This window comes from Novosphingobium resinovorum, from assembly GCF_036352595.1.
GTDB lineage: Bacteria > Pseudomonadota > Alphaproteobacteria > Sphingomonadales > Sphingomonadaceae > Novosphingobium > Novosphingobium resinovorum_B.
The window spans coordinates 182,033-204,794 of sequence record NZ_JAZFAX010000006.1; the positions used below are offsets into that span (position 1 = coordinate 182,033).

Annotated in this window: 20 protein-coding genes; 15 read left to right on the forward strand and 5 right to left on the reverse strand. The window is 66.9% G+C overall.

What is annotated here, in order from left to right:
• Positions 1-147: 147 nt before the first annotated feature.
• The gene (locus V2S85_RS08380) at positions 148-1,785 is read right to left on the reverse strand and encodes a GMC family oxidoreductase (RefSeq protein WP_330702411.1); all 1,638 of its coding nucleotides are present in this window, start codon (positions 1,783-1,785) and stop codon (positions 148-150) included.
• A gap of 151 nt (positions 1,786-1,936) precedes the next feature.
• Here V2S85_RS08380 and V2S85_RS08385 point away from each other — a divergent pair, with 151 nt between their 5' ends.
• The 14 genes from V2S85_RS08385 (at position 1,937) to V2S85_RS08450 (ending at position 14,681) form a co-directional block, all read left to right on the forward strand.
• The gene (locus V2S85_RS08385; protein WP_330702412.1) at positions 1,937-2,332 is read left to right on the forward strand and encodes a Zn-ribbon domain-containing OB-fold protein; all 396 of its coding nucleotides are present in this window, start codon (positions 1,937-1,939) and stop codon (positions 2,330-2,332) included.
• Positions 2,329-3,492: a thiolase family protein gene (locus tag V2S85_RS08390; protein WP_330702413.1), complete on the forward strand. Its 1,164-nt coding sequence runs from the start codon at positions 2,329-2,331 to the stop codon at positions 3,490-3,492. Before V2S85_RS08385 ends, V2S85_RS08390 begins: the two co-directional genes overlap by 4 nt.
• Complete coding sequence (locus V2S85_RS08395; protein ID WP_330702414.1) at positions 3,492-4,700, forward strand: acyl-CoA dehydrogenase family protein; 1,209 nt, start codon at positions 3,492-3,494, stop codon at positions 4,698-4,700. The genes V2S85_RS08390 and V2S85_RS08395 overlap by 1 nt, the downstream gene beginning before the upstream one ends.
• Positions 4,701-4,851: 151 nt before the next feature.
• Entirely contained in the window at positions 4,852-5,841 is a 990-nt protein-coding gene (locus V2S85_RS08400) for a thiamine pyrophosphate-dependent dehydrogenase E1 component subunit alpha (protein ID WP_330702415.1), read from the forward strand.
• Positions 5,842-5,858: 17 nt separating this feature from the next.
• Entirely contained in the window at positions 5,859-6,872 is a 1,014-nt protein-coding gene (locus V2S85_RS08405) for an alpha-ketoacid dehydrogenase subunit beta (RefSeq protein ID WP_285018162.1), read from the forward strand.
• Between the two features lie 13 nt (positions 6,873-6,885).
• Positions 6,886-8,328 carry a 2-oxo acid dehydrogenase subunit E2 gene (locus V2S85_RS08410; protein ID WP_330702416.1) on the forward strand — a complete coding sequence of 481 codons (1,443 nt, stop codon included), beginning with the start codon at positions 6,886-6,888 and terminating at the stop codon, positions 8,326-8,328.
• Positions 8,329-8,448: 120 nt separating this feature from the next.
• Complete coding sequence (locus V2S85_RS08415; protein WP_330702417.1) at positions 8,449-9,009, forward strand: VOC family protein; 561 nt, start codon at positions 8,449-8,451, stop codon at positions 9,007-9,009.
• Complete coding sequence (locus V2S85_RS08420; RefSeq protein WP_330702418.1) at positions 9,009-10,223, forward strand: acyl-CoA dehydrogenase; 1,215 nt, start codon at positions 9,009-9,011, stop codon at positions 10,221-10,223. The genes V2S85_RS08415 and V2S85_RS08420 overlap by 1 nt, the downstream gene beginning before the upstream one ends.
• On the forward strand, positions 10,220-11,281 hold the full coding sequence (locus tag V2S85_RS08425) for a phosphotransferase (RefSeq protein ID WP_330702419.1): 1,062 nt from the start codon (positions 10,220-10,222) through the stop codon (positions 11,279-11,281). Before V2S85_RS08420 ends, V2S85_RS08425 begins: the two co-directional genes overlap by 4 nt.
• A 136-nt stretch (positions 11,282-11,417) precedes the next feature.
• A complete protein-coding gene (locus V2S85_RS08430; protein ID WP_330702420.1) occupies positions 11,418-11,597 on the forward strand; it encodes a hypothetical protein in 180 nt (59 codons plus the stop codon).
• Entirely contained in the window at positions 11,594-12,205 is a 612-nt protein-coding gene (locus tag V2S85_RS08435) for a hypothetical protein (RefSeq protein WP_330702421.1), read from the forward strand. Before V2S85_RS08430 ends, V2S85_RS08435 begins: the two co-directional genes overlap by 4 nt.
• A gap of 84 nt (positions 12,206-12,289) precedes the next feature.
• On the forward strand, positions 12,290-12,634 hold the full coding sequence (gene rpoZ / locus V2S85_RS08440) for a DNA-directed RNA polymerase subunit omega (protein ID WP_008829533.1): 345 nt from the start codon (positions 12,290-12,292) through the stop codon (positions 12,632-12,634).
• A 119-nt stretch (positions 12,635-12,753) separates the two neighbouring features.
• Positions 12,754-13,533 (forward strand): ParA family protein, encoded by a 780-nt coding sequence (locus tag V2S85_RS08445; protein WP_330702422.1) that lies wholly within the window; start codon positions 12,754-12,756, stop codon positions 13,531-13,533.
• Positions 13,534-13,595: 62 nt separating this feature from the next.
• Positions 13,596-14,681: a DUF3667 domain-containing protein gene (locus V2S85_RS08450; RefSeq protein ID WP_330702423.1), complete on the forward strand. Its 1,086-nt coding sequence runs from the start codon at positions 13,596-13,598 to the stop codon at positions 14,679-14,681.
• Positions 14,682-14,687: 6 nt separating this feature from the next.
• Here V2S85_RS08450 and V2S85_RS08455 read toward each other — a convergent pair whose 3' ends face one another.
• Together V2S85_RS08455 and V2S85_RS08460 are read right to left on the reverse strand one after the other, a co-directional pair.
• A complete protein-coding gene (locus tag V2S85_RS08455; protein ID WP_330702424.1) occupies positions 14,688-15,605 on the reverse strand; it encodes a ribokinase in 918 nt (305 codons plus the stop codon).
• A gap of 82 nt (positions 15,606-15,687) precedes the next feature.
• Positions 15,688-18,054 carry a TonB-dependent receptor gene (locus V2S85_RS08460; protein WP_330702425.1) on the reverse strand — a complete coding sequence of 789 codons (2,367 nt, stop codon included), beginning with the start codon at positions 18,052-18,054 and terminating at the stop codon, positions 15,688-15,690.
• A gap of 480 nt (positions 18,055-18,534) precedes the next feature.
• Between V2S85_RS08460 and treF the strand changes: the two genes are divergently transcribed.
• A complete protein-coding gene (gene treF, locus V2S85_RS08465; RefSeq protein ID WP_419198175.1) occupies positions 18,535-20,175 on the forward strand; it encodes an alpha,alpha-trehalase TreF in 1,641 nt (546 codons plus the stop codon).
• Positions 20,176-20,437: 262 nt separating this feature from the next.
• Here treF and V2S85_RS08470 read toward each other — a convergent pair whose 3' ends face one another.
• Together V2S85_RS08470 and V2S85_RS08475 are read right to left on the reverse strand one after the other, a co-directional pair.
• Positions 20,438-21,490 (reverse strand): sugar phosphate isomerase/epimerase, encoded by a 1,053-nt coding sequence (locus V2S85_RS08470; protein ID WP_330702426.1) that lies wholly within the window; start codon positions 21,488-21,490, stop codon positions 20,438-20,440.
• A gap of 22 nt (positions 21,491-21,512) precedes the next feature.
• Positions 21,513-22,631 carry a Gfo/Idh/MocA family oxidoreductase gene (locus tag V2S85_RS08475; RefSeq protein WP_330702427.1) on the reverse strand — a complete coding sequence of 373 codons (1,119 nt, stop codon included), beginning with the start codon at positions 22,629-22,631 and terminating at the stop codon, positions 21,513-21,515.
• Between the last annotated feature and the right edge of the window lie 131 nt (positions 22,632-22,762).

A 22,762-nucleotide genomic window follows, 5' to 3' on the forward strand; every position in this document is an offset into this window, starting at 1 on the left:
TTGCCCTCATTCGTCATTGCGAGCGAAGCGAAGCAACCCAGGGCAGTTCAGTGTTGCCCTGGGTTGCTTCGCTTCGCTCGCAATGACGAAAGTTGCTTCAATCCCCTCCCAATGTGGTTCAACGGGCGGAATGGATGACGGCTACCCTCACCCTCGATCCTCCAGCATCAGCTTGGCGCCGCGCAGGCCGAGCGCCATGGCCGGGGCATTGGTGTTGCCGGTGACGTGCCACGGCATGACCGAGCAGTCCGCCACGCGCACGCCCTGCACCCCGTTCACCCGCAGGCGCGGATCGACCACCGCTTCCGGGTCCGAGCCCATGCGGCAGGAGCGGATGGCGTGGAGGCCGCAGCTCGACAGGCGGCGGAACATCGCCAGGATGTCCGCGTCGCTCTCCACTTGCGCTCCGGGGACGAGTTCCTCGCCCACCATGCGGTCGAGCGGGGCGGCGCGGACATAGGCGCGCATCGCCCTGACGAGCGCGATGGCGGAGCGCTGGTCGTGTTCGGTGGTCAGGAAGTTGTGCAGGATGTCGGGCGCGTCGGCGGCGTCCGGACCGGTGGCGCGCACGCTGCTCTCGCTGGTGAGGCGCAGCAGCTGGCCGTAGATGGTGACGCCGGGCTTGGGGTCGATCTTGTCGAGCGGCACCGGATCCTTGTCGTCGCCGACCTTGAAAGTGTAGCCGCCGAGGTAGAACTGCGCGTCGGTGCGGCCGTCGGGATGGGCGACGTTGCTGAAGGCGCCGACCTCGAACGGCCCGGTCGCCAGCACGCCGTCGCCGCGCAGCAGGTAGCGCAGCATGGCGAAGGCCGCGCCGATGCCGAAGAAGCTCTTGTTCGTCCCCTTGCCCTGGTCCAGCCGGAAGGGGATCGAGAGCGAGAGGTGCTCGATCATCTTCTCGCCGACGTCCGGTGAGTGCGCGACGAGCGGGATGCCCGCCGCAGCCAGCCGCGCCGCATCGCCGATGCCGGATCGCTGGAGGAGCAGCGGGCTTTCCATCGCGCCCGCGCTGACGACGATCTCTCCGCCTGCGGTCAGGGCGAAGTGCTCGGGCTTGCCGTTCACCGTGGCGTCGAGGCCCACCGCGCGGATGCCGTCGAAGACGATGCGATCCGCCATCGCGCCGGTGACGACGGTGACGTTCGCCCGCTTGCGCGCCGCCGCCAGATAGGTGCGTGCCGAGGAATCGCGCTTACCCTTGCGGATGTTGTGGCTGTAGTAGCCGACGCGTGGGCCAGGCGTGCCGTTGAGGTCGTCCACCCGGCGCAGGCCCTGCGATTCGCCCGCCTCGATCATGCGTTCCGCCAGTGGGTAGGTGTAGCAGGCCGGGTCCACGCGGACGAGACCGCCGCTGCCGCGCATGGGCGCAGGGCCCGCCTTGTGGTCCTCCAGTTCCTTGAACGCCTCGGTCATGCTGGCGCCGTTCCAGCCGGTGGCGCCGGCCTCGGTTTCCCAGGCGTCGTAGTCGGCCGGTTCGCCCCGGCTCCATATCATGCCGTTGATCGAGGAGGAGCCGCCGAGTCCCTTGCCGCGAATCCAGACCTCGCCCGCGCCCTTGTCGTTGGCGCCGGGATCGCGGGGCTGGGCGACGTGATAGGCCCACATGTGCTCGGGCTTCTTGACGAGCTTGGCGACGCCCTTGGGCAGCGTGACCCAGAAGCTGTCGTTCTCGCCGCCCGCCTCCAGTACCAGCACTTGCGCGCGGCCGTCCGCGCTGAGGCGTTCGGCCATGACGCAGCCCGCGCTGCCCGCGCCGACGATGATGTAGTCCCACTGCTTCGGCATGTCTGTTTCTCCCGGGGCCATGCCTCGCACGAACTAGCGCAATGGCTATCCTATCGTTTTGGTGAGTCACAAATGCTGCGGGGACGCGCTTAAACCGATTCCATGACCGGGCCTGACCAACGGGCCGAGCGATCTGAGGATTGGGAGCAAGATGAAACCGATAGCCGATGGCCTGTTCACCGAAGAGACGCCCCCGCGTCTGCTCGGCGGCAAGGACCGGGAAACCGGCCGGATCGTCTTCCCGTGCCCGACTTCGCCGACTTTCGAGCCGGTGCCGCTGTCGAGCGAGGGCACGCTGTGGTCCTATACCGTGCAGCGCTTCCGCCCCAAGTCGCCGCCTTACGCCGGGCCTGAGGCGTTCGCGCCCTGGGTCGTGGCTTATGTCGAATTGCCGGGGCAGGTGATCGTCGAGGCGCGGCTGAACGATGTCGCGTTCGAGGACGTGAAGGTCGGCATGCCGGTGCGCTTCGCGCCGTCGCCGCTGAACCCGGACCTCTCGGACAGTCCTTATATCCCCGCCTACGTACCCGCAGGAGGCGCAGCATGAGCGGCGACGTGTGCATCGTCGGCATCGGTATCCACCGCTTTGGGCGGACCGATGGCCTGTCCGGCGTAGATCAGGGCGTCTATGCCGTGCGCGAGGCGCTGGCCGACGCGGGCGTGGAGTGGCCGCAGGTCCAGTTCGCCTATGGCAGCTCGGATGCGGCGGGCAATCCGGACACGATGGTCGATCGCCTTGGCCTGACCGGGGTTCAGTTCATCAACGTGCGCAATGGCTGCGCGGCGGGCGGCTCGGCGCTGTTCTCGGCGCAGATGGCGATCAAGTCGGGCGAGTTCGACCTCGGCCTCGCGGTCGGCTTCGACAAGCATCCGCGCGGCGCCTTCAACGCGCTGCCGAGCGAATACAACCTGCCGGACTGGTACGGCGAGGTCGGCCAGATGGTCACCACGCAGTTCTTCGCCGCCAAGATCATGCGCTACATGAGCCTGTTCGGCATCTCGCAGAAGACGCTGGGCATGGTGTCGGAAAAGGCATTCCGCAACGCCGTCCACGCGCCGCATGCCTGGCGCCGCCAGCCGGTGTCGCTGGAGGAAATCCTCGAAGCGCCGCTGGTGAGCGATCCTTATACCAAGTACATGTTCTGCTCGCCCGCAGAGGGCGGCGTGGCGCTGATCCTCGCCAGCGAGAAGAAGGCGCGTGAACTGGGCAAGCCGCTGATCCGGCTCAAGGCCGCGACCATGCGCACCCGTCCGCCCGCCAGCTTCGAGGTCTTCGCGCCTTCGGTGGATGTGGTGGCCGATGACACCCGCCCGCGCGGCACCGCCTCGCGCATCGCCTCCGCCGACGCCTATCGCCTCGCCGGGATCGGCCCGGGCGACATCGACGTCGCCCAGCTGCAGGATACCGAAGCGGGCGCCGAACTGATGCACATGGCCGAGAACGGCTTCTGCGCCGATGGCGAGCAGGAGCAATGGCTGGCCGAGGGGCGCACCGAGTTGGGCGGCGCTCTGCCCGTCAACACCGACGGCGGCTGCCTCGCCTGTGGCGAGCCGATCGGCGCATCGGGTCTGCGCCAGGTCTACGAAAACGTCGTGCAACTGCGGGGAGACGGCGGCGGCCGTCAGGTGCCGAATGCGCCCAAGACGGCATACAGCCATGTCTATGGCGCCCCGGGCGTCTCTGCAGTCACCATTCTGGAACGCTGATGGATATCGAACTTTCCCCTCAAGATGCTGCCTTCCGCGATGACGTCCGCACCTTCCTGCGCGACAATCTGCCTGCCGAGGTGAAAGCTGGCGCGGCGGCTACCCCGTCCGTCTTCGTCGAGCCGGAGATCGGGCAGGCCTGGAACGCGGTGCTGAACAAGCAGGGCTGGCTGGGCTACCAGTGGCCCGCCGAGCATGGCGGCACCGGCTGGACCCCGCTGCAGCGCTACCTGTTCGAAAAGGAATGCGCCGCTGCGGGCGCGCCGAACCTGACGGTGCTCGGCCTCAAGCTGCTCGCCCCGGTGATCTACAACTTCGGCACCGATGCCCAGAAGGCGCAGGTTCTGCCGCGCATCCTCTCGGGCGAGGACTACTGGTGTCAGGGCTTCTCCGAGCCGGGCGCGGGGTCCGACCTCGCCAGCCTCAAGACCCGCGCCATCCGGGAAGGTGACCACTACCGCGTCAACGGTTCCAAGATCTGGACCACCCACGCGCACCACGCCAACCGCATGTTCACGCTGGTCCGCACCAACACCGAGGTGAAGAAGCAGGCGGGCATCTCGTTCCTGCTGATCGACCTCGACACACCCGGCGTCTCGGTGCGCCCGATCCTGACCAACGCGGGCGACCACGAGGTCAATCAGGTGTTCCTCGAAGACGTCATGGTCCCAGCCGAGAACCTCGTCGGCGGCGAGGGCGATGGCTGGACGATCGCGAAGTTTCTGCTTGAAAATGAACGCGGTGGTTCTTGCCACGCGCCCAAGCTCGGCTACGATCTCGACCAGATCGAAGCCGCCGCGAAGGACGAGAGCGATGGGAAGGGCGGTATCCTCGCCGACCAGACCGACTGGCGCCGCCGCGTGGCGAAGGCCCGTCTCTCGGTCAACGCGCTGGAGATGATCGAGCTGAAGATCATCTCGGAGATCGCCAAGGGCCGCAAGGCCGGTCCGCAAACCTCGCTGACCAAGCTGCTGGCGTCCAATCTGCGGCAGGAGATCGACCTGCTGGCGGTGGACCTCTACGGCCCGGCGGGCCTCCAGTTGGAAACCGCGCGCCCGCTCTATGGCGACAACGCGCCCGCCGCCGTCCATTCCAAGGCCGCGCAGGTCGCCTCGGCCCGCTATCTCAACAGCCGCGCGTGGACCATCTTCGGCGGCACCAACGAAGTGCAGAGCACCATCATCGCCAAGTCGGTGCTGGGTCTGTGAGCATTCTCCTCCACCCTTCCTCGTCATTGCGAGGCCCGCAGGGCCGCGGCAATCCAGAGCGGCATGACTCCGCCCTGGATTGCTTCGCTTCGCTCGCAATGACGAACGGGGGGTGTCCCGAAATCAACATCATCAACGAGAGGAATCCCTGATGCAGCTGAACCGCGAGGCGCTGACCCGCGCCTATCGGCAGATGAAGCTGATCCGCGAATTCGAGGAACGGCTCCACGAGGAGATCCAGACCGGCGAGATCGCGGGCTTCACCCACCTCTATTCGGGGCAGGAAGCGGTCGCGGTCGGCGTGTGCGAACACCTGACGCCGCGCGACAAGATCGTCTCCACCCACCGCGGCCACGGCCACTGCCTTGCCAAGGGCTGCGACCTTGACGGCATGATGAAGGAAATCTGGGGCAGCCAGGACGGCCTTTGCAACGGCAAGGGCGGATCGATGCACATCGCCGACATCAACAAGGGCATGCTGGGCGCCAACGGCATCGTCGGCGCCGGCGCGCCGATCGCGGTGGGCGCGGCGATCTCCAACAAGATCGACGGTCCGGACGAAAACGGCAAGCTGGCCGTCTCGATCGCCTTCTCGGGCGACGGCGCCTGCAACCAGGGCACCACGTTCGAGGCGATGAACCTCGCGGTCGTCACCAATGCGCCCGCGATCTTCGTCTTCGAGAACAACCACTATTCCGAGCACACCGGCGTCGATTACGCGGTCGGCACCACCAAAGACATCGCCAGCCGCGCCGAAGCGTTCGGCATGAAGGTGTGGCGCGGCGACGGCACGGACTTCTTCGCCGTCTACGACACCTTCCGCGAAGTGCTGGAATATGTCCGCACCCCCGGTAATGGCCCGGCCGCCGTGGAATTCGATACCGAGCGTTTCTTCGGCCACTTCGAAGGCGATCCGCAGCGCTATCGCGGCGACGGCGAACTCGATCGCCTGCGTGCCGAGCGCGATTGCCTCAAGATCTTCCGCGCCAGCGTCACTGGCGCCAAGCTGTTGGAAGACGTGGATCTCGATACGATCGACACCGAATCCCTCAAGGCCATCGAGGATGCCGTCCAGGCTTCGCGCGCCGCACCGCGCCCGCAGCCTGAGAACGTCCTCGAAAACGTCTACATCAGCTACTGACGGCAGGAGCGAGACCCATGGCAAAAATGATGTATCGCGATGCCATCCGCAACACGATCTTCCAGGAAATGCAGCGTGACGAGCGCGTCGTCGTGCTGGGCGAGGACGTCGTCGGCGGCAACGGCACGGCCGGTGGCCCCGAGGCGATCGGCGGCATCTGGTCCACCTCGACCGGCTTCTACGAGGCGTTCGGCCCGGGCCGCGTGATCGACACCCCGATCAGCGAAAGCGCCATCATGGGCGCGGCGGGCGGTCTGGCCCTCGCGGGCAAGCGCCCGGTGGCAGAGATCATGTTCGCCGACTTCATCGGCGTGTGCATGGACCAGCTCTGGAACCAGATCGCCAAGTTCCGCTACATGTTCGGCGGCAAGTCGGTCTGCCCAGCGGTGATCCGCATGCCGGTGGGCGCGGGCTATAACGCCGCCGCGCAGCACAGCCAGATGATCAGCCAGTTTGTCACCAACATGCCCGGCATCAAGGTGGTCATGCCGACCACCCCGGAAGACGCCTGCGGCCTGCTGCGTCAGGCGATCCGCGATGACGATCCGGTCGTGTTCCTCGAACACAAGTTCCTCTACGCGATGAGCGGCGAAGTGAACGAGGATCCGGATTTCTGCATCCCCTTCGGCCACGCCCGCCTTGCCCGCGCCGGTCAGGACGTGACGATCGTGGCCAGCGGCATGATGGTCCGTTATGCCGAGACGGCAGCGGACGATCTGGCGCAGGACGGCATCGGCTGCGACGTGATCGACCTTCGCACCACTTCGCCGCTGGATGAGGAAGCGATCCTCGACTCGGTCGAAGTGACCGGCCGGCTGGTCGTGGTGGACGAAGCCCCGCCGCGCTGCTCGCTGGCCACCGACATCTCCGCGCTCGTCGCCCAGAAGGCTTTCGCCAGCCTCAAGGCGCCGATCGAGATGGTGACCCCGCCGCACACGCCGGTCCCGTTCGCCCGCGAACTGGAAAGCGCCTACCTGCCGAGCCCGGCCAAGGTCGCCGCTGCCGTGCGCAAGACGCTCGAATACCGCTAAGGGGAGCGCTGACATGAGTCGCATCCGCGCATTCACGATGCCCAAGTGGGGCATCGAAATGACCGAAGGCACGATCGCCGAATGGATGGTGAAGGAGGGTGATACCTTCAAGCGCGGCCAGACGCTGTGCCTGATCGAAACCGCCAAGATCACCAACGAGGTCGAGGCCGAATACGAAGCCACCGTGCGCCGCATCATCGTGGGCGGCGGCGCGGGCGAGGAACCCGTCGGCGCGCTGCTGGCGGTGTTCGACGAGGGTTCGCACTCGGATGCTGAGATCGACGCTTTCGTGGCCGATTTCAAACCCGCCGAAGGCGGCGTCGCGAAAGGTGCCGAGAAGACCAAGGCTCCGGAACCCGTTCCGGCCGCAGCCGCTGCGCCTGCTCCGGAAAAGCAGCGCATCAAGATCGACACCAACCGCCCGATCAGCCCCGAGGCCCTGCGCCTCGCGGAAGAAGAGGGCATCGATATCGCCGGTATCGAGGGTTCCGGCCGTGGCGGCCGCATCACCCATCAGGACGTGGTGAAGGCGCTGCGCGGCGAGGGTGCTCCCTCGCTCAAGGGCACGGTTCCCGTCGAGGCGGACGACCTCAAGGTCCTCGCCTCGCCGCTCGCCCGCCGTATCGCCGCGCTGCACGGCCTCTCGCTGCAGGGCCTGACCGGCACCGGACCGCGCGGCCGTATCTCCAAGGCCGATGTGCTGGCGCTCGTGCCTGCGCCGAAGGCTTCGGCCGGCGGCATCGGCACGCCTGAATTCGTGGCCGGTGAGAACCGCCCCGAAGTCGTGCCTTTCGACCGCGTCCGCAAGGTCGTCGCTCAGCGGCTCACCCAGGCGAAGCAGGAGCTTCCGCACTTCTATCTTCGCATGTCGGCCAGTGCCGATGCGCTGATCGCGATGCGCAAGACCGCGAACGTCGTGCTCGGTAGCAAGGCTTCGGTGAATGACTGGATCGTCAAGGCTTCGGCCATGGCGCTGGCGAAGCACCCGGACGTCAACGTGCAGGTCCACGGTCAGGAAATTCACCGCTTCCCGCACGCCGACGTCTCGATCGCGGTCGCCAGCCCCAAGGGCCTCGTCACCCCGGTGGTGCGTCAGGCCAACCTGATGCGGATCGACCAGATCGCGGTGGAAACCCGCCGCCTGATCGACAAGGCGCAGGCCGGCAAGCTCAGCATGGACGATATGGACGGCGGCACCTTCTCCGTCTCCAACCTCGGCATGTTCGGGATCGAGAACTTCGATGCGATCATCAACCCGCCGCAGGGCGCGATCCTCGCCGTCGGCGCGGCGCTGCGCCAGCCGGTGGAGACGGATGACGGCGACGTGGCGTTCGAAACGCGCATTTCCTTCACTCTCTCGGTCGACCACCGGGCCATCGATGGCGCTGCGGGCGCGCAGTTCCTGCAGACGCTCAAGGGTCTGATCGAGGCGCCCGAGGGACTGTTCGGCGCGTGATTGCACACTTCCCCGTCATTCCCGCGAAGGCGGGAACCCATCTCCTGAGGGTGCAGGTTGCACCGTCATCAGTTGGGTCCCCGCCTTCGCGGGGATGACGAAGTTTTGAAGGGACAGAAAATGACCGGAGAGGCCACCCAAACCGTCGCGAGACCCGGCCCGCTCAAGCGGCTGGGCGATGTGATCCAGCTCGCCTATTTCCCGACCGATTTCGATGCCACGATGAAATACTGGATCGAAACGGTCGGCGTCGGCCCGTTCTTCGTCCTCAACGACGTGCGGCTCGACGACATGAAGTACAAGGGCCAGCCCACCGACGCCACGTTCACCATGGCCATCGGCTACTGGGGGGACATCCAGATCGAGCTTATCAAGACCGATTCCGATGCCCCCTCGCTCTATTCGGGCGAGTATGCGGTGCGCGATAGCCTGCACCACGTCTGCGTCTTCGTTGAATCGATCGCCGAAGCCCGCAAGGCCTGCGCCGAAGCCGGCGCCGAGGTGATCGTGGAGGGCAAGGTCGGCGCCGATGGCGAGGTGATCTATGTCGATCCCGGTCAGGGCCCCGGCCACGTAATCGAATACCTTCAGCCGCTTACCGGCACCGAAGGTCTGTTTCAGATGATGAAGGATGCCGCCCGCGACTGGGATGGCTCCGATCCGATCCGGGTGCTGCAATAATGAGCGAGATTTCCCAATACGCCCTCGACATGGCCGACAAGGTCGAGGCTTTCGTCCGTGAAAAGGTCGTCCCTTACGAGAAGGACCCGCGCCGCGATCACCACGGCGCGCCGACCGACGAACTGCTGATGGAACTGCGCGGTCTGGCCCGCGAGGCCGGCGTGCTCACCCCGCACATCCGCGCCGACGGATCGCACCTAAACCAGCGCGAGACGGCGGTTGTGCTCATCAAGTCGGGCCTGTCGCCGCTGGGCCCGCTGGCCTGCAACACCATGGCGCCCGACGAGGGCAACATGTACCTCATCGGCCACGTCGGCTCGCCGGAACTGAAGGAGCGCTTCCTCAAGCCGCTGGTCGAGGGCAAGGGCCGCTCCGCCTTCTTCATGACCGAGCCGGCCGAATGGGGCGGCGCCGGTTCCGATCCGTCGATGATGAAGACCTCCTGCCGCAAGGACGGCAACCACTGGGTCATCAACGGCCGCAAGACCTTCATCACCGGCGCGCAGGGCGCGATGGTGGGCATCGTCATGGCGGCTTCGGCGGAGGAAGACACCAAGGGCGGCGCCTGCATGTTCCTGGTGGACCTGCCCGACGATGCCATCCGCATCGACGAGGTGCCGAACACCATCGACAGCTCGATGCCGGGTGGCCACGCCACCTTGACCATCGACAACCTGCGCGTGCCGGCCGAACACATGCTGGGCGACCCGGGCGAGGGCTTCAAGTATGCCCAGATCCGCCTGTCCCCGGCGCGCCTCTCGCATTGCATGCGCTGGCTGGGCTGCTGCATCCGCGCGCACGAGATCGCCAGCGACTATGCCTGCCGCCGCATGGCGTTCGGCAAGCAGCTGATCGAGCACGAAGGCGTCGGCTTCATGCTGGCGGAGAACGAAATCCTCATCAAGCAGTCCGAACTGATGATCGACTGGTGCGCCTCGGTGCTCGACACCGGCTCGCTCGGCACGGTGGAAAGCTCGATGGCGAAGGTCTCGGTCTCCGAGGCGCTGATGAAGATCGCCGACAACTGCGTGCAGGTCATGGGCGGCACCGGCGTTACCGAGCGCACGATCGTCGAGCAGGTGTTCCGCGAAATCCGCGCCTTCCGCATCTATGACGGCCCCACCGAAGTCCACAAGTGGAGCCTCGCCAAGAAGATCCGCCGCGACTGGCGCAAGGCGCAGGAAGCGGCTGCAAAGGAAGCCGAACCCGCATGAGCGACGTCGCTGAAGCCAACTCGGGCACCACCGCCGTGCGCGAGGGCTATGCCTTCGACGAGGCGGCGCTGACCGCCTGGCTGGAAGCCAATGTCGAGGGCTTCGCCGGTCCGCTGAGCGTCGAGCAGTTCAAGGGCGGGCAGTCCAACCCCACCTACAAGCTGGTGACGCCCTCGCGCAGCTACGTCCTGCGGCGCAAGCCGCCGGGCCAGCTGCTCAAGGGCGCCCATGCGGTGGAGCGCGAGGCCAAGGTGCTGTTCGCGCTCCACGGTGCGGGCTTCCCGGTGGCAAAGGTCTATGGCCTGTGCGAAGACGATGGCGTCATCGGCACCTGGTTCTACGTCATGGAAATGGTGGAAGGCCGCATCTTCTGGGATGCGACCGTCCCCGGCGTTTCGAATGAGGAACGCGCCGCGCTGTTCGATGCGATGAACGCGACGATGGCGCAGCTCCATTCCTATGATCCCGAAGCGATCGGACTGGGCGATTACGGCAGGCCGGGCAATTACTTCGCCCGTCAGGTCGGCCGCTGGTCGAAGCAGTATTTCGAGGACGAGGCGGCAGGCCGCAATCCGGACATGGACGCGGTGATCGCTTGGCTCGAAGCGAACATGCCTGCGGACGACGGCGCGTCCAGCGTGATCCACGGCGATTTCCGCATCGACAACATGATCTTCCACCCCACCGAGCCGCGCGTGCTGGCGGTGCTGGACTGGGAGCTGTCGACGCTCGGCCACCCGCTGGCGGACTTCGCCTACAACGCGATGATGTACCACATGCCGCCGCACATCGTGGCGGGGCTGGGCGGCGCGGACATCGCCGGATTGGGCATCCCGAGCGAGAAAGACTACGTCGCCGCCTATTGCCGCCGCACCGGGCGGGATGGTCTGCCCGATTATCGCTACTACATGGCGTTCAACTTCTTCCGCCTTGCTGCGATCTTCCACGGCATCAAGGGCCGCGTGATCCGGGGCACCGCCTCCAACGCGCAGGCGAAGGAGCGGGCCGAGGCATTCCCGGAACTGGCGCGGCTGGCGCTGGGGTTCACGCGGGGGTAAGAGCGAAGCGATTGCATAATTGCAATTTGCCACCCTCGAATTTTTCGCCCATTCAGAACTTGGAAATTCACACGACGTTATATCCGTGTCGTTGGATTCGTATCCAGCGTATTTTCGGCAACAGGAGGCCGCAATCATGACGCTCAAGCAGCGAAATGCGGATATTGCAAAAATCCTGAAGGATCAGACAAAGGCGAATACGGCCTCGCGCGCATCCGCTCGCGCCTCGTTGATCGCTGAAGGGATTTATACGAAAAGCGGCAAGATTCGCGCCGAATTCGGTGGCGAGCCCAAGAAGGCGAACGCTCGAGCTTGAGCCGGTTGGCCACGTCATTCGTCCTCGCCTACCACGGTTGCGAAGACGGTGTGGCCAGGCGGGCCGTGGCGGGCGAAATAGATATCCTCCAAAGCGAACGCGCCTTCGACTGGTTGGGTCCGGGCGCCTATTTCTGGGAAGCCGACCCTCAAAGAGCTCTGGAATGGGCGCAGGCCAAAGTTTCTCGAGGGCAATATCGGACCGCCGCAGTGATCGGGGCGGTCATCGATCTTGGGCATTGTCTCGATTTGTCCAACCGGGAAAATCTCGACCTGGTCCGGCTCGCCCACAGGGCCTTCAAGGCGGAGCAGCAAGCGGCCGGCTTCACTTTGCCGCAAAATCGCAGTGCAAAAGGCCAGCCTGATCAGGATCGTGTTCTCCGTTTCCTGGACTGCGCAGTGATCCGGCATTTGCATGCCGCCATCGATCGGATTCCTCCCGAGCGTCGGATCGTCCAGCCGTTCGACACCGTGCGAGGCATGTTCACCGAGGGCAAACGGCTCTACCCGGGATGCGGCTATCGCGAGAAAACCCATGTCCAGATCGCGGTTCGCAATGCCGAGTGCATCAAGGGCATCTTCTATCCGCGAAATTTCGACTTGGGGTGAGGCGGCCCATTTCCTTGACTTTCCCCGCCTCCGGCCCTAACTGCCAGCCTTTCCGATCCCACAGATTCTTTACCGGGAGTGCCCATGGCGCGCGTTACTGTCGAAGATTGCGTCGACAAGATCCCCAACCGCTTCGACCTCGTCCTTCTCGCCGCGCAGCGCGCACGTGAGATTTCGGGCGGCGCGGAACTGACCATCGATCGCGACCGCGACAAGAACCCCGTCGTCGCCCTGCGCGAAATCGCCGAGGAAACCGTGGTTCCCAAGAACCTCAAGGAAACCCTCGTCACCTCGATGCAGCGCGTCCTGCCCGACGACGACGACGAGATGGACGATGTCGGCTCGCTCAGCCAGTCGGCCGAGGCCCTGCGCATCACCGCGTCGGCCCCGACCCGCAACACCTCGCTGGGCGGCGATTACGACGGCTGATCGTAACCGTTGACTGCGGCTCTGCTGCAGGCAACGATACGGGCGTGCCCGGAAAATCGAAACTGCCTCGTATTATCGGATTGACCGGGGGACCGCCCAAGAGGGCCGGTCCCCTTGCCGTGTCCGTGGAAGACGCTTCCGAAGCGGCCACGATCGGCGCCGGGGCGACCATCGCGATCTACAGCGTCAAGGGCGGCGTCGGGAAGACGACCTTCGCCGCCAACCTCGCCTGGTGTTCGGCGGCGCGCGGCGGGCATCGCACCCTGCTTTGGGATCTCGACGCGGCAGGCGGCTCGGCGTTTCTCTACGGGCTGGAGCCGCAGGAGGCGCAGCTTGCCGAAGAGGTGTTCGCGCGCGAACGCCCGGCGACGCGGCTGATCCAGCGTACCGGGTTCGACCGGCTCGACGTGCTGCCGGCGGACGAATCGATCCGTGCGCTCGATGCCCAGCTGGCGCGGATCGGCAAGCGCAAGCGGCTGGCCAAGCTCGCCGGCGAACTCGCGGCCGACTATCCGCGCATCATCCTCGATTGTCCGCCGGTGATGAACGAGCTGTCGGCGCAAGTGGTGCGCGCGGCGGACCTGGTGATCGTGCCGCTGCCACCATCGCCGCTATCGGCCCGCGCCTTCGACCTGGTGGTGCGCGAGATCGCCGGCAATACCAAACATCACCCGCCGATCCTGCCGGTGCTCTCGATGCTCGACATGCGCCGCTCGCTGCATCGCCAGGCGCACGAGGCGAATCCGAACTGGCCCGCCGTACCTTACGCCAGCGTGGTCGAGCAGTGCGCGGTGCAGCGCCAGCCGGTGGGCGTGCTCGCCCCGCAGAGCCCCGCCGCGCAGGCCTTCAGCCGGCTGTGGAGCGCGATCGAAAAGAAACTGGCCCAGCGCACGGGGTGATACGCCCGATTGCACCCGCAGCGGTCCCGACATAGTCTCCGCCCGTTCAGGCGGGGGCTTCGATGAGTGCGATAGGCGAAGGATTGGCGGAACTGGGGCAAGGGGCGGCCGTGGCGGTGGCGCTGGAACCGGCGCACGGGGCCGCGGTGGATGACGGTCATACCCACGAGACCAGTTGCCTCAACTGCGGCACGCGGCTGATGGGCGCGCATTGCCATGCCTGCGGGCAGGGCGCGCACGTCCACCGCACGCTTGGCGCGTTCTTTCACGACCTGCTGCACGGCGTCTTCCATTTCGAAGGCAGGATCTGGCGGACGCTGCCGCTGCTCGCCTGGCGGCCCGGGCGGCTGACGCGCGCGTACATCGACGGTCGCCGCGCCAGCTACGTCTCGCCGATCGCGCTGTTCCTGTTCTGCGTATTCCTGATGTTCGCGGTGTTCCACGCGACCGAGGGGCATGAGGAGCCCACCGTGCACGGCGGCACGCATGCGGGCGTCTCGGCGAACATCACCCGCCTCGAAGGCGAGATCGCCGGCATCGAGGGGAAGAGGAAGGCCGCCGTCGCCAGGCAGCAGCCGACCGCCGCCTTCGATGCCGAACTCGCCGGCCGTCGTTCGGCGCTGGAGACTCTGCGCGAACTCAAGGCCGCCGGGGTGGAGAACGGGGGCGAAGGATCGGAAGACGCCAGGGCGGTGTCGGCGGACCTCGACCGCAAGGTGAGCGATATTCCCGCACTCGACCGCGCGATCAAGACCTTCCGCGCGAACCCGGAGCTGGCGAGCTACAAGCTTCAGACTTATGCCTACAAGTACAGCTGGGCGCTGATCCCGATCTCGGTGCCGTTCCTGTGGCTGCTGTTTCCGTTCAGCCGCCGCTTCCACCTCTACGACCACACGGTCTTCGTGACGTATTCGCTGTGCTTCATGACGCTGCTGGTCATCGTGGGCATGCTGGCGGGAGCGGCGGGCGCGGGCGGCCTGCTGGCGCTGCTGTTCCTGGCGCCGCCACTGCACATGTACCGCCAGTTGCGCGGGACTTATGCGCTGGGGCGGCTGGGCGGCTTGTGGCGGACCGGGCTGCTGCTGGTCTTCGCCGGCTTTGCGCTGGGCCTGTTCTTCGTCATGATCATGGCGCAGAGCAGCTTCTGAGCCTCGTCACGTCCGGGCATCCACCTCGGCGCGCGTGGGCATGGACGGGGCGGCCCCGCGCCGGGTGACCGAGATCGACGCGGCACCATTGGCCAGTCGCAAGGCGTGGTCCAGCCCGATGCGCTGGTCTATGCCCTGGTCTAGGCAGGCGGCGAGCACACCGCAGAAGCAATCGCCGGCGCCGCTGGTGTCCACGACGGCATCGGCGGGCAGGGCCGGCGCGAAGATGGTCCGGTCGGCCAGGATCGCCGCCGATCCGATTGCTCCCAGCGTCACCACCACGGCCTGGCCTGGCCGGCGCAGCAGGCGCCGCGCGGCGGTTAGGTCTTCCGGCGCCTCGGGCTCTCGATCGAGCCCGAGATAATCGGCGAACTCGCTCTGGTTGAACACGAGCATGTCGGCGAGGTCGAACAGCCGGGCCCCGCCCGGGATCGCGGGGGCTGCATTGAGGATGCGGCACAATCCCGCGGCCGGCTCGCTGGAGAACAGGGCGGCGATCTGGTCGATGTCGGTTTCGAGCTGGGCCAGCAGCACGCGGGTCTCGCCGTCGAGTGCGCCGGTCGCCTGCCGGGCATCGGCAGAGAGGTTAGCGGCGGCCTCGACCGCGATCATGTTTTCGCCGCCAGGCTCGATCAGGATCGTGGCGCGGCCGCTGGCCTGCCGCGCGAGTACTTCGACATGGCGGGCATCGACACCTTCCGCTGCCAGTGCGGCCAGCAGCCGGGCCCCGGCGGCATCGTCCCCCACTGCCCCGGCCATGCGCGTGGCGGACCCGAACCGCGCCGCCGCGATCGCCTGGTTGAGCCCCTTGCCGCCGACCGCCTCGTCGCTTTCGGCGACGAGCAGCGTCTGGCCCCAAGCCGCCCTTGCGGGAAGCCGCAAGGCGACGTCGAGATTGAGGGAGCCGAAGACCGTGACACTCATGACCGTTCTCGCATGACCCATTCCACGCTGTCCGCCGGCCGGGACCTGACGGACTGGCCCGGCCGACGGTACGCGATGATGGTCAGAACTTGTAGCCGACCGAGAAGATCGCCTGTCGCGGCGGGATGTAGGTGTCGGAAATCTGTCCGCTGCCGTAGGGATCGGTGAAGCGCGAGTTGACCCCGTTGGTGTCGAACAGGTTGGTCACCGTGGCCGAGATGCTGAAGCCGCTATCGGCGAAGGCGTAGCTCGCGAAGAGGTTGACCTGCGAATAGTCCGGCGTGTCGTCCTGCCCCGGTGTGTTGAAGACGCGCGACTGGAACTTGCCGCGATAGATGTACTGGGCGCGGGCCGAGAACTCGCCGGGCCCGACCTCGCCGGTCCACGAGATCGCCGCCGAACCCTGTACCGAAGGCATCTTGGGGATCCTGTTGCCGTTGATGTTCTCGCGCGCGGCTTCGCGGGCGAGTGCTGCGGGATAGAAGTTCGCGAAGAATTCCTGGACCGTCCCGTATCCGGCGGCGACCTGGGCGGCATCGGCGGCGGTCGCGTTGAGCGCGTCGTAGTCCTTGGTGAACTTGCCGTGGAGCAGCGAAAGCGAACCTTCGAAGCGCAAGTGCCGGGTGGCGTGCCAGTCCATTTCGAATTCGGCGCCATAGACTTCGGCTGCGGGCGCATTGCTGATGCCCTCGCCGAACAGGATCGCGTCATCCTCCAGGAACTGCAGATCCTTGTAGAAGTAGTAGAACGCCGAGGCGTTGATCTGCAGGCTGTCGTCGAAGAAGCGGTTCTTGGAGCCGATCTCGATCGAATCGAGCGTCTCGGGCTTGTAGGTGGGCTTGACGCCCGAGTCCCAGCCGAGGGCGAGGTAGGAGCTGTTGGCGCTGGCGGCGGCGCTGTTGATGCCGCCCGGCTTGAAGCCGCGCGTATAGCTTGCATAGACCATGTTGTCGGGCGTCAGCTGGTAGTCGAGCGCGAACTTGCCGGTGACGCGGCCGGTGCTGGTGCCGACGGTGGGAGCCGGCTGGAGGTAGGCGCCCGAAGTCTGGCCGCTTGCCCCGCCCGACATGCTGTCGGACACGCCGGTGTACTTGTCGTGGTTGTAGCGGATGCCGGCGGTGACGGTCAGCGCGTCGGTCAGTTCCAGGCTGCCCTGCGCGTAGCCGGCATAAGCCTCGCGCGTGATCGCCGAGAGTTCGGCGTAAGTCAGCGCCTCGACCAGCGGATCGTCGTAACCCGCATCGACGGGCAGCGGGGCGTCGAGCCCGTCGCCGCTGTCGGAGCGATACTCGTTGATGTAGTTCTTGTTCTTCGATCGCAGGTAGACGCCGCCGACGATCCACCGGAAGGGCCCGTCGCCGTTGGAGGCAAGGTTGTACTCCTGCGTCCAGGAACTGGTGTTCTGCTGCCAGGTGGCGATGTGATCGTAAGTGGCGATGCCGCCGGAGGCCTCGTAGAACAGTTCGCGGTTCAGCCCGTCGCCGTCCCACGACAAGTCGCTGTGCAGCTTCTGGTAGCTGGTGATCGAGCTGAACGTCGCCCCGCCGAGGTCGAACTTGACCACGCCGTAGTAGAGCTGGGTGCGGATATAGGTCTTGCCGGGATAGTCCTGCGTCAGCTCGCGCGGGTCGGGGTTGGGATCGAGCAGGTTCTTCTGCGCGGTCGCGTTCTGGTCGCCCTTGTACTGGATCGTCGAGAGCAGCACCGAGATGCGATCGGTCGGCGTCCACTTGGCGGCAAGCTTGCCGCTCCATTCGTCGGCATCGTCGAGTTCGTAGTCGGAATCGCCGGCGACGTCGGTGGCCTTGGCGTAGCCGTCATGGCGGAAGCGCTGGCCGGCGGCGCGGATCGCCAGGGTATCGGTGATCGGCACGTTGAGCGTCGCGTCGGCCTTGAGCAGGTTGTAGTTGCCGTAACCGACGTTGGCCGACCCGGAGAGCGCGCTGGCATCGGGCTGCTTCGAGACGACGTTGATGGTGCCGCCGGTGGAGCCCTGGCCGTACATCGTGCCCTGCGGCCCGCGCAGCACTTCGACCTGGGCGACGTCGATGAAGGCGGCGTTCGCCGCGATCGAGTTGAAGATGTAGACGCCGTCGATGTGGAACGAGACGCCGGGCTGGGTAGAGGGGTTCTCCGGGGTCTCCGAACCGATGCCGCGGATCGAGATCATCCGCTCGCCGCCGCCGCTCTTGGCGACGACGAGGCCAGGCACGCTGCCGTTGAGGCCGGTGATCTCGGTGATGTTGGCCTGCTTGAGGGTCTCGTCGGTCACCGCCGTGACCGAAAGCGAGGCCTTCTGCAGCGTGACGTTGGTGCGTTCGGCCGAGACGACGATCTCGTCGATCGGACCGCCGCCACCTGCTGCGGCTTCGGCTGCGGCCACATCGGCGGCATCGTCGGCCAGGGCCGCCACCGGGCAGGTCGCGGCCAGCAGGGCCAGTGCGGACACGCCGCAGCTTGCCGGGAATCGAGCTCTCGTCATCACAATAACCCCCATCGTTGCAGGCGCACCGCATGGATGCGCTTGTTGGCACCGCCTTTCCGCTGCCGATGATCCCCATCCCGTAAAGAGGTCCGATGCCGGTCGTGCCGGTTCGCCCTTGCGGTCGCCCTGCGCGGTCGGTCCTGTGTCCGCCGCGCGGCTCCGCACGCTTTTCCCTGAACGTCTCCGGGCACGGCGGCGAGGCCGTGTCCCTGTGTTTTCGATCCTTCGTGCCGATCTTCCACGAAACCGGCTGCCTCGTGAAGGTTCGGCGAAACCGGCGCCGACGCAAGCCTCAACTGGCCGCGTGCGCTCGCGATCAAACGGCGGGGCACCATGCGCAAAATGCCATGCCCTCCCGCTTCCGTCCGGCAACCCCGCGCCGCCTCGCTCGTTGCCTTCGTGGGCGCTAGGGCCATAGCAGGGGAATCGCATGATGGAAGTCGCGTGGTAGGCAGCATCGTTCCGGACAGGCCCGCCGTTCTGGACAGGGCCGGCAAGGTGCTGCTGGCGCCGCTCCTGGCGTTCACCCTGGTCGCCGCCGGTGCGCCGCCCTCGCCGGCAGACCGGTTCGGCCCTCTCTTCGCCGCCGTGCAGGAAGGGCGGGTGTTCGAGGACGGCAAGACTTTCGCCGACGCCGTGCCCAGGCGCTCCCCCGACGCGATCATGGCGGACTACACCGCCGCGCCTCCGGCCAGCCCGGCGCAGCTGCGCGCCTTCGTGCTCGACAATTTCACCGTGCCCGGCGTCAACGACCGGCCGCTGGCGCCCTTGCGGGAGCATATACGCACGCTCTGGCCGCAGCTGGAGCGCAAGGACGCGGCGGCGGCGCCCGGAAGTTCGGCGATCGCGCTGCCCGCGCCCTATGTCGTGCCGGGCGGTCGGTTCCGCGAGATCTACTACTGGGATTCCTACTTCACCATGCTCGGGCTCGTCGCCGATGGGCGGGGCGATCTGGTCGAGGGGATGATCGACGATTTCGCCAGCCTGATCGAGCGTTTCGGGCACATCCCCAACGGCACCCGCAGCTATTACCTCAGCCGCTCGCAGCCGCCCTTCTTCGCGCTGATGCTGGACCTCTCGCAGCAGACCGACGGCACGATCCGCGCCCGTCGCCTTGCAGCGCTGCGCCGCGAGCATGCCTTCTGGATGGCGGGCGAAGCCTGTGCCGCGCCCGGCAAGCCCTGCGGCCGCGTGGCGCGCATGCCCGACGGCAGCGTGCTCAACCGTTACTGGGACGATCGCGACACCCCGCGCGACGAAAGCTTCGCCGAGGACCGTGCCACCGCCGCCAAGGCACCGGGCCGCGCCGCCCCGGACGTCTATCGCGACTTGCGCGCCGGGGCCGAGAGCGGCTGGGACTTCAGTTCGCGCTGGCTTGCCGATCCCAGGGATCTCGCGACGATCCGCACCGCCGGGGTGATCCCGGTCGATCTCAACGCGCTGATGTGGGCGATGGAGAAGCGGATCGAGACCGGCTGCCGCCAGGCGGGGGACCAGCCCTGCGTGCGCGAATTCTCGCGCCGCGCCGCCGCCCGCAAGGCTACGGTCGTGCGCTATATGTGGCGGTCCCGCGAGGGGCGCTTCGCCGACTGGCTGGTGGCAGAGGGCAAGCCGGGCGAGGTCCGCTCCGCCGCCGCGCTGTTCCCGCTGTTCGTCGGCATGGCCACGCCGGCGCAGGCCCAGGCGTCCGCCGCCGAGACCCGGCGCGCTCTCCTTGCCCAGGGGGGACTGCGCACGACGACTTTGGCGACCGGGCAGCAGTGGGATGCGCCCAACGGCTGGGCGCCGCTGCAGTGGATCGCGATCGCGGGGCTGGAGCGCTATCGCCAGGATGCGCTGGCTCGCGACATCGCCTCGCGCTGGATCGGCACGGTCAACTGCACGTATCTCGAAACCGGCAAGATGCTGGAGAAGTACGACGTCGAGGAACGCCGGGCCGGCGGCGGCGGCGAGTATCCGCTGCAGGACGGTTTCGGCTGGACCAATGGCGTCACCGCCGCGCTGCTCGACCGCTATCCGGCGCTGGTGCCGGGGCAGACGCTACAGTCCTGTGCCCCGCAGGCGCCCCGAAACGGGACTCGCTGATCCTTCGTACAGCTTGCGGATGATATCGTTTACATCTATAGCGACCTCACGCGCCGGCCCGAAGGGGCCGCAGACCGGGCGGATGCTCTCCTCCCTCCACCGTCCGGTGCAGCAGCGCAGAGCCTTCTCGGGTCGCACCGCAGTCGGCATAAACGAAACCCCGGGAGCTTCCGCACTCCCGGGGTTTCAATTTGCCCGCGGTCCAGGAGCGGGCCGGTGCCGCAGAATCGGCGAATGCCCGCTCTCAGACGAATCGCGGGGCTCAGGCCATGCCCATCCGGCTGAAGTCGGGGATCGCCCCATCGCTCGCGGCGAAGTCGTCGAAGGCATGCTCGGTGACGCGGATGATGTGCTTCTCGATGAAGGGTGCGCCTTCCGCGGCGCCGACCTGCGGGTGCTTGAGCGCGCATTCCCATTCCAGCACGGCCCATCCGGCGAAGTCGTACTGCGCCATCTTCGCGAAGATCGCGCCGAAATCCACTTGCCCGTCGCCCAGCGAGCGGAACCGGCCCGGCCGCTCGACCCAGCCCTGATAGCCACCGTAGACGCCGGCCTTGGGCGAGGGACGGAATTCCGCGTCCTTGACGTGGAAGCACTTCACGCGGTCGTGATAGATGTCGAGGAAGCCCAGGTAGTCGAGCTGCTGCAGCACCATGTGGCTGGGATCGTAGAGGATGTTGGCGCGCGGGTGGTTGCCGGTCGCCTCCAGGAAGCGCTCGAAGGTGACGCCGTCGTGCAGGTCTTCGCCGGGATGCAGCTCGAAGCCGATGTCGACGCCGCATTCGTCGAAGCGGTCGAGGATCGGCTGCCAGCGGCGGGCGAGTTCGGCGAAGGCCTCGTCGACCAGCTGCGCCGGGCGCTGCGGCCAGGCGTAGAAGTACGGCCACGCCAGCGCGCCCGAGAAGCTTGCCTGCGTGGTCAGGCCCAGCCGCTCGCTGGCCTTGGCGGCAAGGTGCATCTGGCGCACCGCCCACTGCTGCCGCGCGCCGGGGTTGCCGCGCACCGCTTCGGGGGCGAAGGCATCGAACGCGGCGTCGTAGGCCGGATGGACGGCGACGAGCTGGCCCTGGATGTGAGTGGACAGTTCGGTCAGCGCCAGCCCGTGACTGGCCAGGACGCCGAGCACTTCGTCGCAGTAGTCCTGGCTGTCGGCCGCCTTTTCCAGGTCGAACAGGCGCGCGTCGTTGCTGGGCACCTGCACGCCCTTGTAGCCGAGCGAGGCCGCCCAGGCGGCGATCGAATCGAGGGAGTTGAACGGCGCCTCGTCGCCGGCGAACTGGGCGAGGAAGATGCCCGGCCCCTTGATGGTCTTCATGTCCTGCGAACCTTCTTTTGTCTTATCCGGTGAAATCGACCCAGCCGCGACCCTCGCGGCTCGCGGTAACGGCGGTGGCGACCAGCGCCATGCCGCGCAGCCCGTCCTCGGCGCCCGGAACCAGCGATCCCGGTTCGCCGCGAAGCTGCATCGCGAAGTCCCGATAGAGGTTGGCAAGCGATTCGAGGAGCCCCTCGGGATGGCCGCCGGGCAGGCGGGTGCCCCGCATCGAGACGGCCGAGAGGCCGGGATCGGCGGCGCGCACGATCTCCATCCCGCCGTCCCCGCGCAGCCATTCGAAGCGGTTCGGGTTCTCCTGGCTCCAGCGCAGCGCCCCCGTCTCGCCGTAGATGCGGATCGCGAGGTCGTTGCCCTCGCCGGTCATCACCTGCGAGGCCATCAGCAGTCCGCGCGCGCCGCCCGCGAAGCGCAGGAACATCTGGCAGTCATCATCGAGCAGGCGGCCCGGCACCACGGTGCCGAGGTCGGCGTTGATGCGATCGACCCTGAGGCCGGTGACGAATTCGGCGAGATGGAATGCATGGACGCCGATGTCGGCGATGCAGCCGCCCTCGCCCGAGCGGGCCGGATCGAGGCGCCATTCGGCCTGCTTGCCCGCACCTGCGCCGGCGAGCCAGCCCTGGTTGTATTCGACCACGACCTTGCGCACCGCGCCGATCGCCCCGGCGGCGACGCGCTCGCGCATCTCGCGCACCAGCGGGTAGCCCGAATACGTGTAGGTCAGCCCGTAAGGCACCGGCGCGTCTTCCAGCAGGCCGGCCAGTTCGCGTGCCTCGGCCAGCGTCGCGGTCATTGGCTTGTCGCTCATCACCGCGACACCTGCGGCGATCGCCGCGCGGGCGGCGGGCAGGTGGTGGAAGTTGGGCGAGGCGATGGTGACGAACTGGATGCCGTCGGCGCGCGCCGCCTCGGCCGCGAACATCGCCTCGACCGAAGGGTAGGCGCGGTCGGGATCGATGCCGTAGCCGCGCCCGGCCTCGGCGCTGCGCGCGGCGTCGCGGCTGAACGAGCCGGCGACCAGCGCGATCTCGCCGTCGAGTTCCGCCGCGATTCGATGGACGGGACCGATGAAGGAGCCCGGCCCGCCGCCGATCAGGCCCATGCGAATTCGACCAGTCATGACTTCTGCTCTCCTTGGCTGCTTTGCCCCCGTTTCCCGAGGCTTGCGTCTGCGTCAAATGAAAACGTTACCATTGAGACCTTACCCGGAAAGCCGCCATCCCGGCAAGCCTTGAGCATCGATCGCTTGAC

Coding starts and splice junctions, on each gene's coding strand:
- V2S85_RS08380 (WP_330702411.1), bottom strand. CDS start 1,785: ATGCCGAAGCAGTGGGACTACATCATCGTCGGCGCGGGCAGCGCGGGC.
- V2S85_RS08385 (WP_330702412.1), top strand. CDS start 1,937: ATGAAACCGATAGCCGATGGCCTGTTCACCGAAGAGACGCCCCCGCGT.
- V2S85_RS08390 (WP_330702413.1), top strand. CDS start 2,329: ATGAGCGGCGACGTGTGCATCGTCGGCATCGGTATCCACCGCTTTGGG.
- V2S85_RS08395 (WP_330702414.1), top strand. CDS start 3,492: ATGGATATCGAACTTTCCCCTCAAGATGCTGCCTTCCGCGATGACGTC.
- V2S85_RS08400 (WP_330702415.1), top strand. CDS start 4,852: ATGCAGCTGAACCGCGAGGCGCTGACCCGCGCCTATCGGCAGATGAAG.
- V2S85_RS08405 (WP_285018162.1), top strand. CDS start 5,859: ATGGCAAAAATGATGTATCGCGATGCCATCCGCAACACGATCTTCCAG.
- V2S85_RS08410 (WP_330702416.1), top strand. CDS start 6,886: ATGAGTCGCATCCGCGCATTCACGATGCCCAAGTGGGGCATCGAAATG.
- V2S85_RS08415 (WP_330702417.1), top strand. CDS start 8,449: ATGACCGGAGAGGCCACCCAAACCGTCGCGAGACCCGGCCCGCTCAAG.
- V2S85_RS08420 (WP_330702418.1), top strand. CDS start 9,009: ATGAGCGAGATTTCCCAATACGCCCTCGACATGGCCGACAAGGTCGAG.
- V2S85_RS08425 (WP_330702419.1), top strand. CDS start 10,220: ATGAGCGACGTCGCTGAAGCCAACTCGGGCACCACCGCCGTGCGCGAG.
- V2S85_RS08430 (WP_330702420.1), top strand. CDS start 11,418: ATGACGCTCAAGCAGCGAAATGCGGATATTGCAAAAATCCTGAAGGAT.
- rpoZ (WP_008829533.1), top strand. CDS start 12,290: ATGGCGCGCGTTACTGTCGAAGATTGCGTCGACAAGATCCCCAACCGC.
- V2S85_RS08450 (WP_330702423.1), top strand. CDS start 13,596: ATGAGTGCGATAGGCGAAGGATTGGCGGAACTGGGGCAAGGGGCGGCC.
- V2S85_RS08455 (WP_330702424.1), bottom strand. CDS start 15,605: ATGAGTGTCACGGTCTTCGGCTCCCTCAATCTCGACGTCGCCTTGCGG.
- V2S85_RS08470 (WP_330702426.1), bottom strand. CDS start 21,490: ATGAAGACCATCAAGGGGCCGGGCATCTTCCTCGCCCAGTTCGCCGGC.
- V2S85_RS08475 (WP_330702427.1), bottom strand. CDS start 22,631: ATGACTGGTCGAATTCGCATGGGCCTGATCGGCGGCGGGCCGGGCTCC.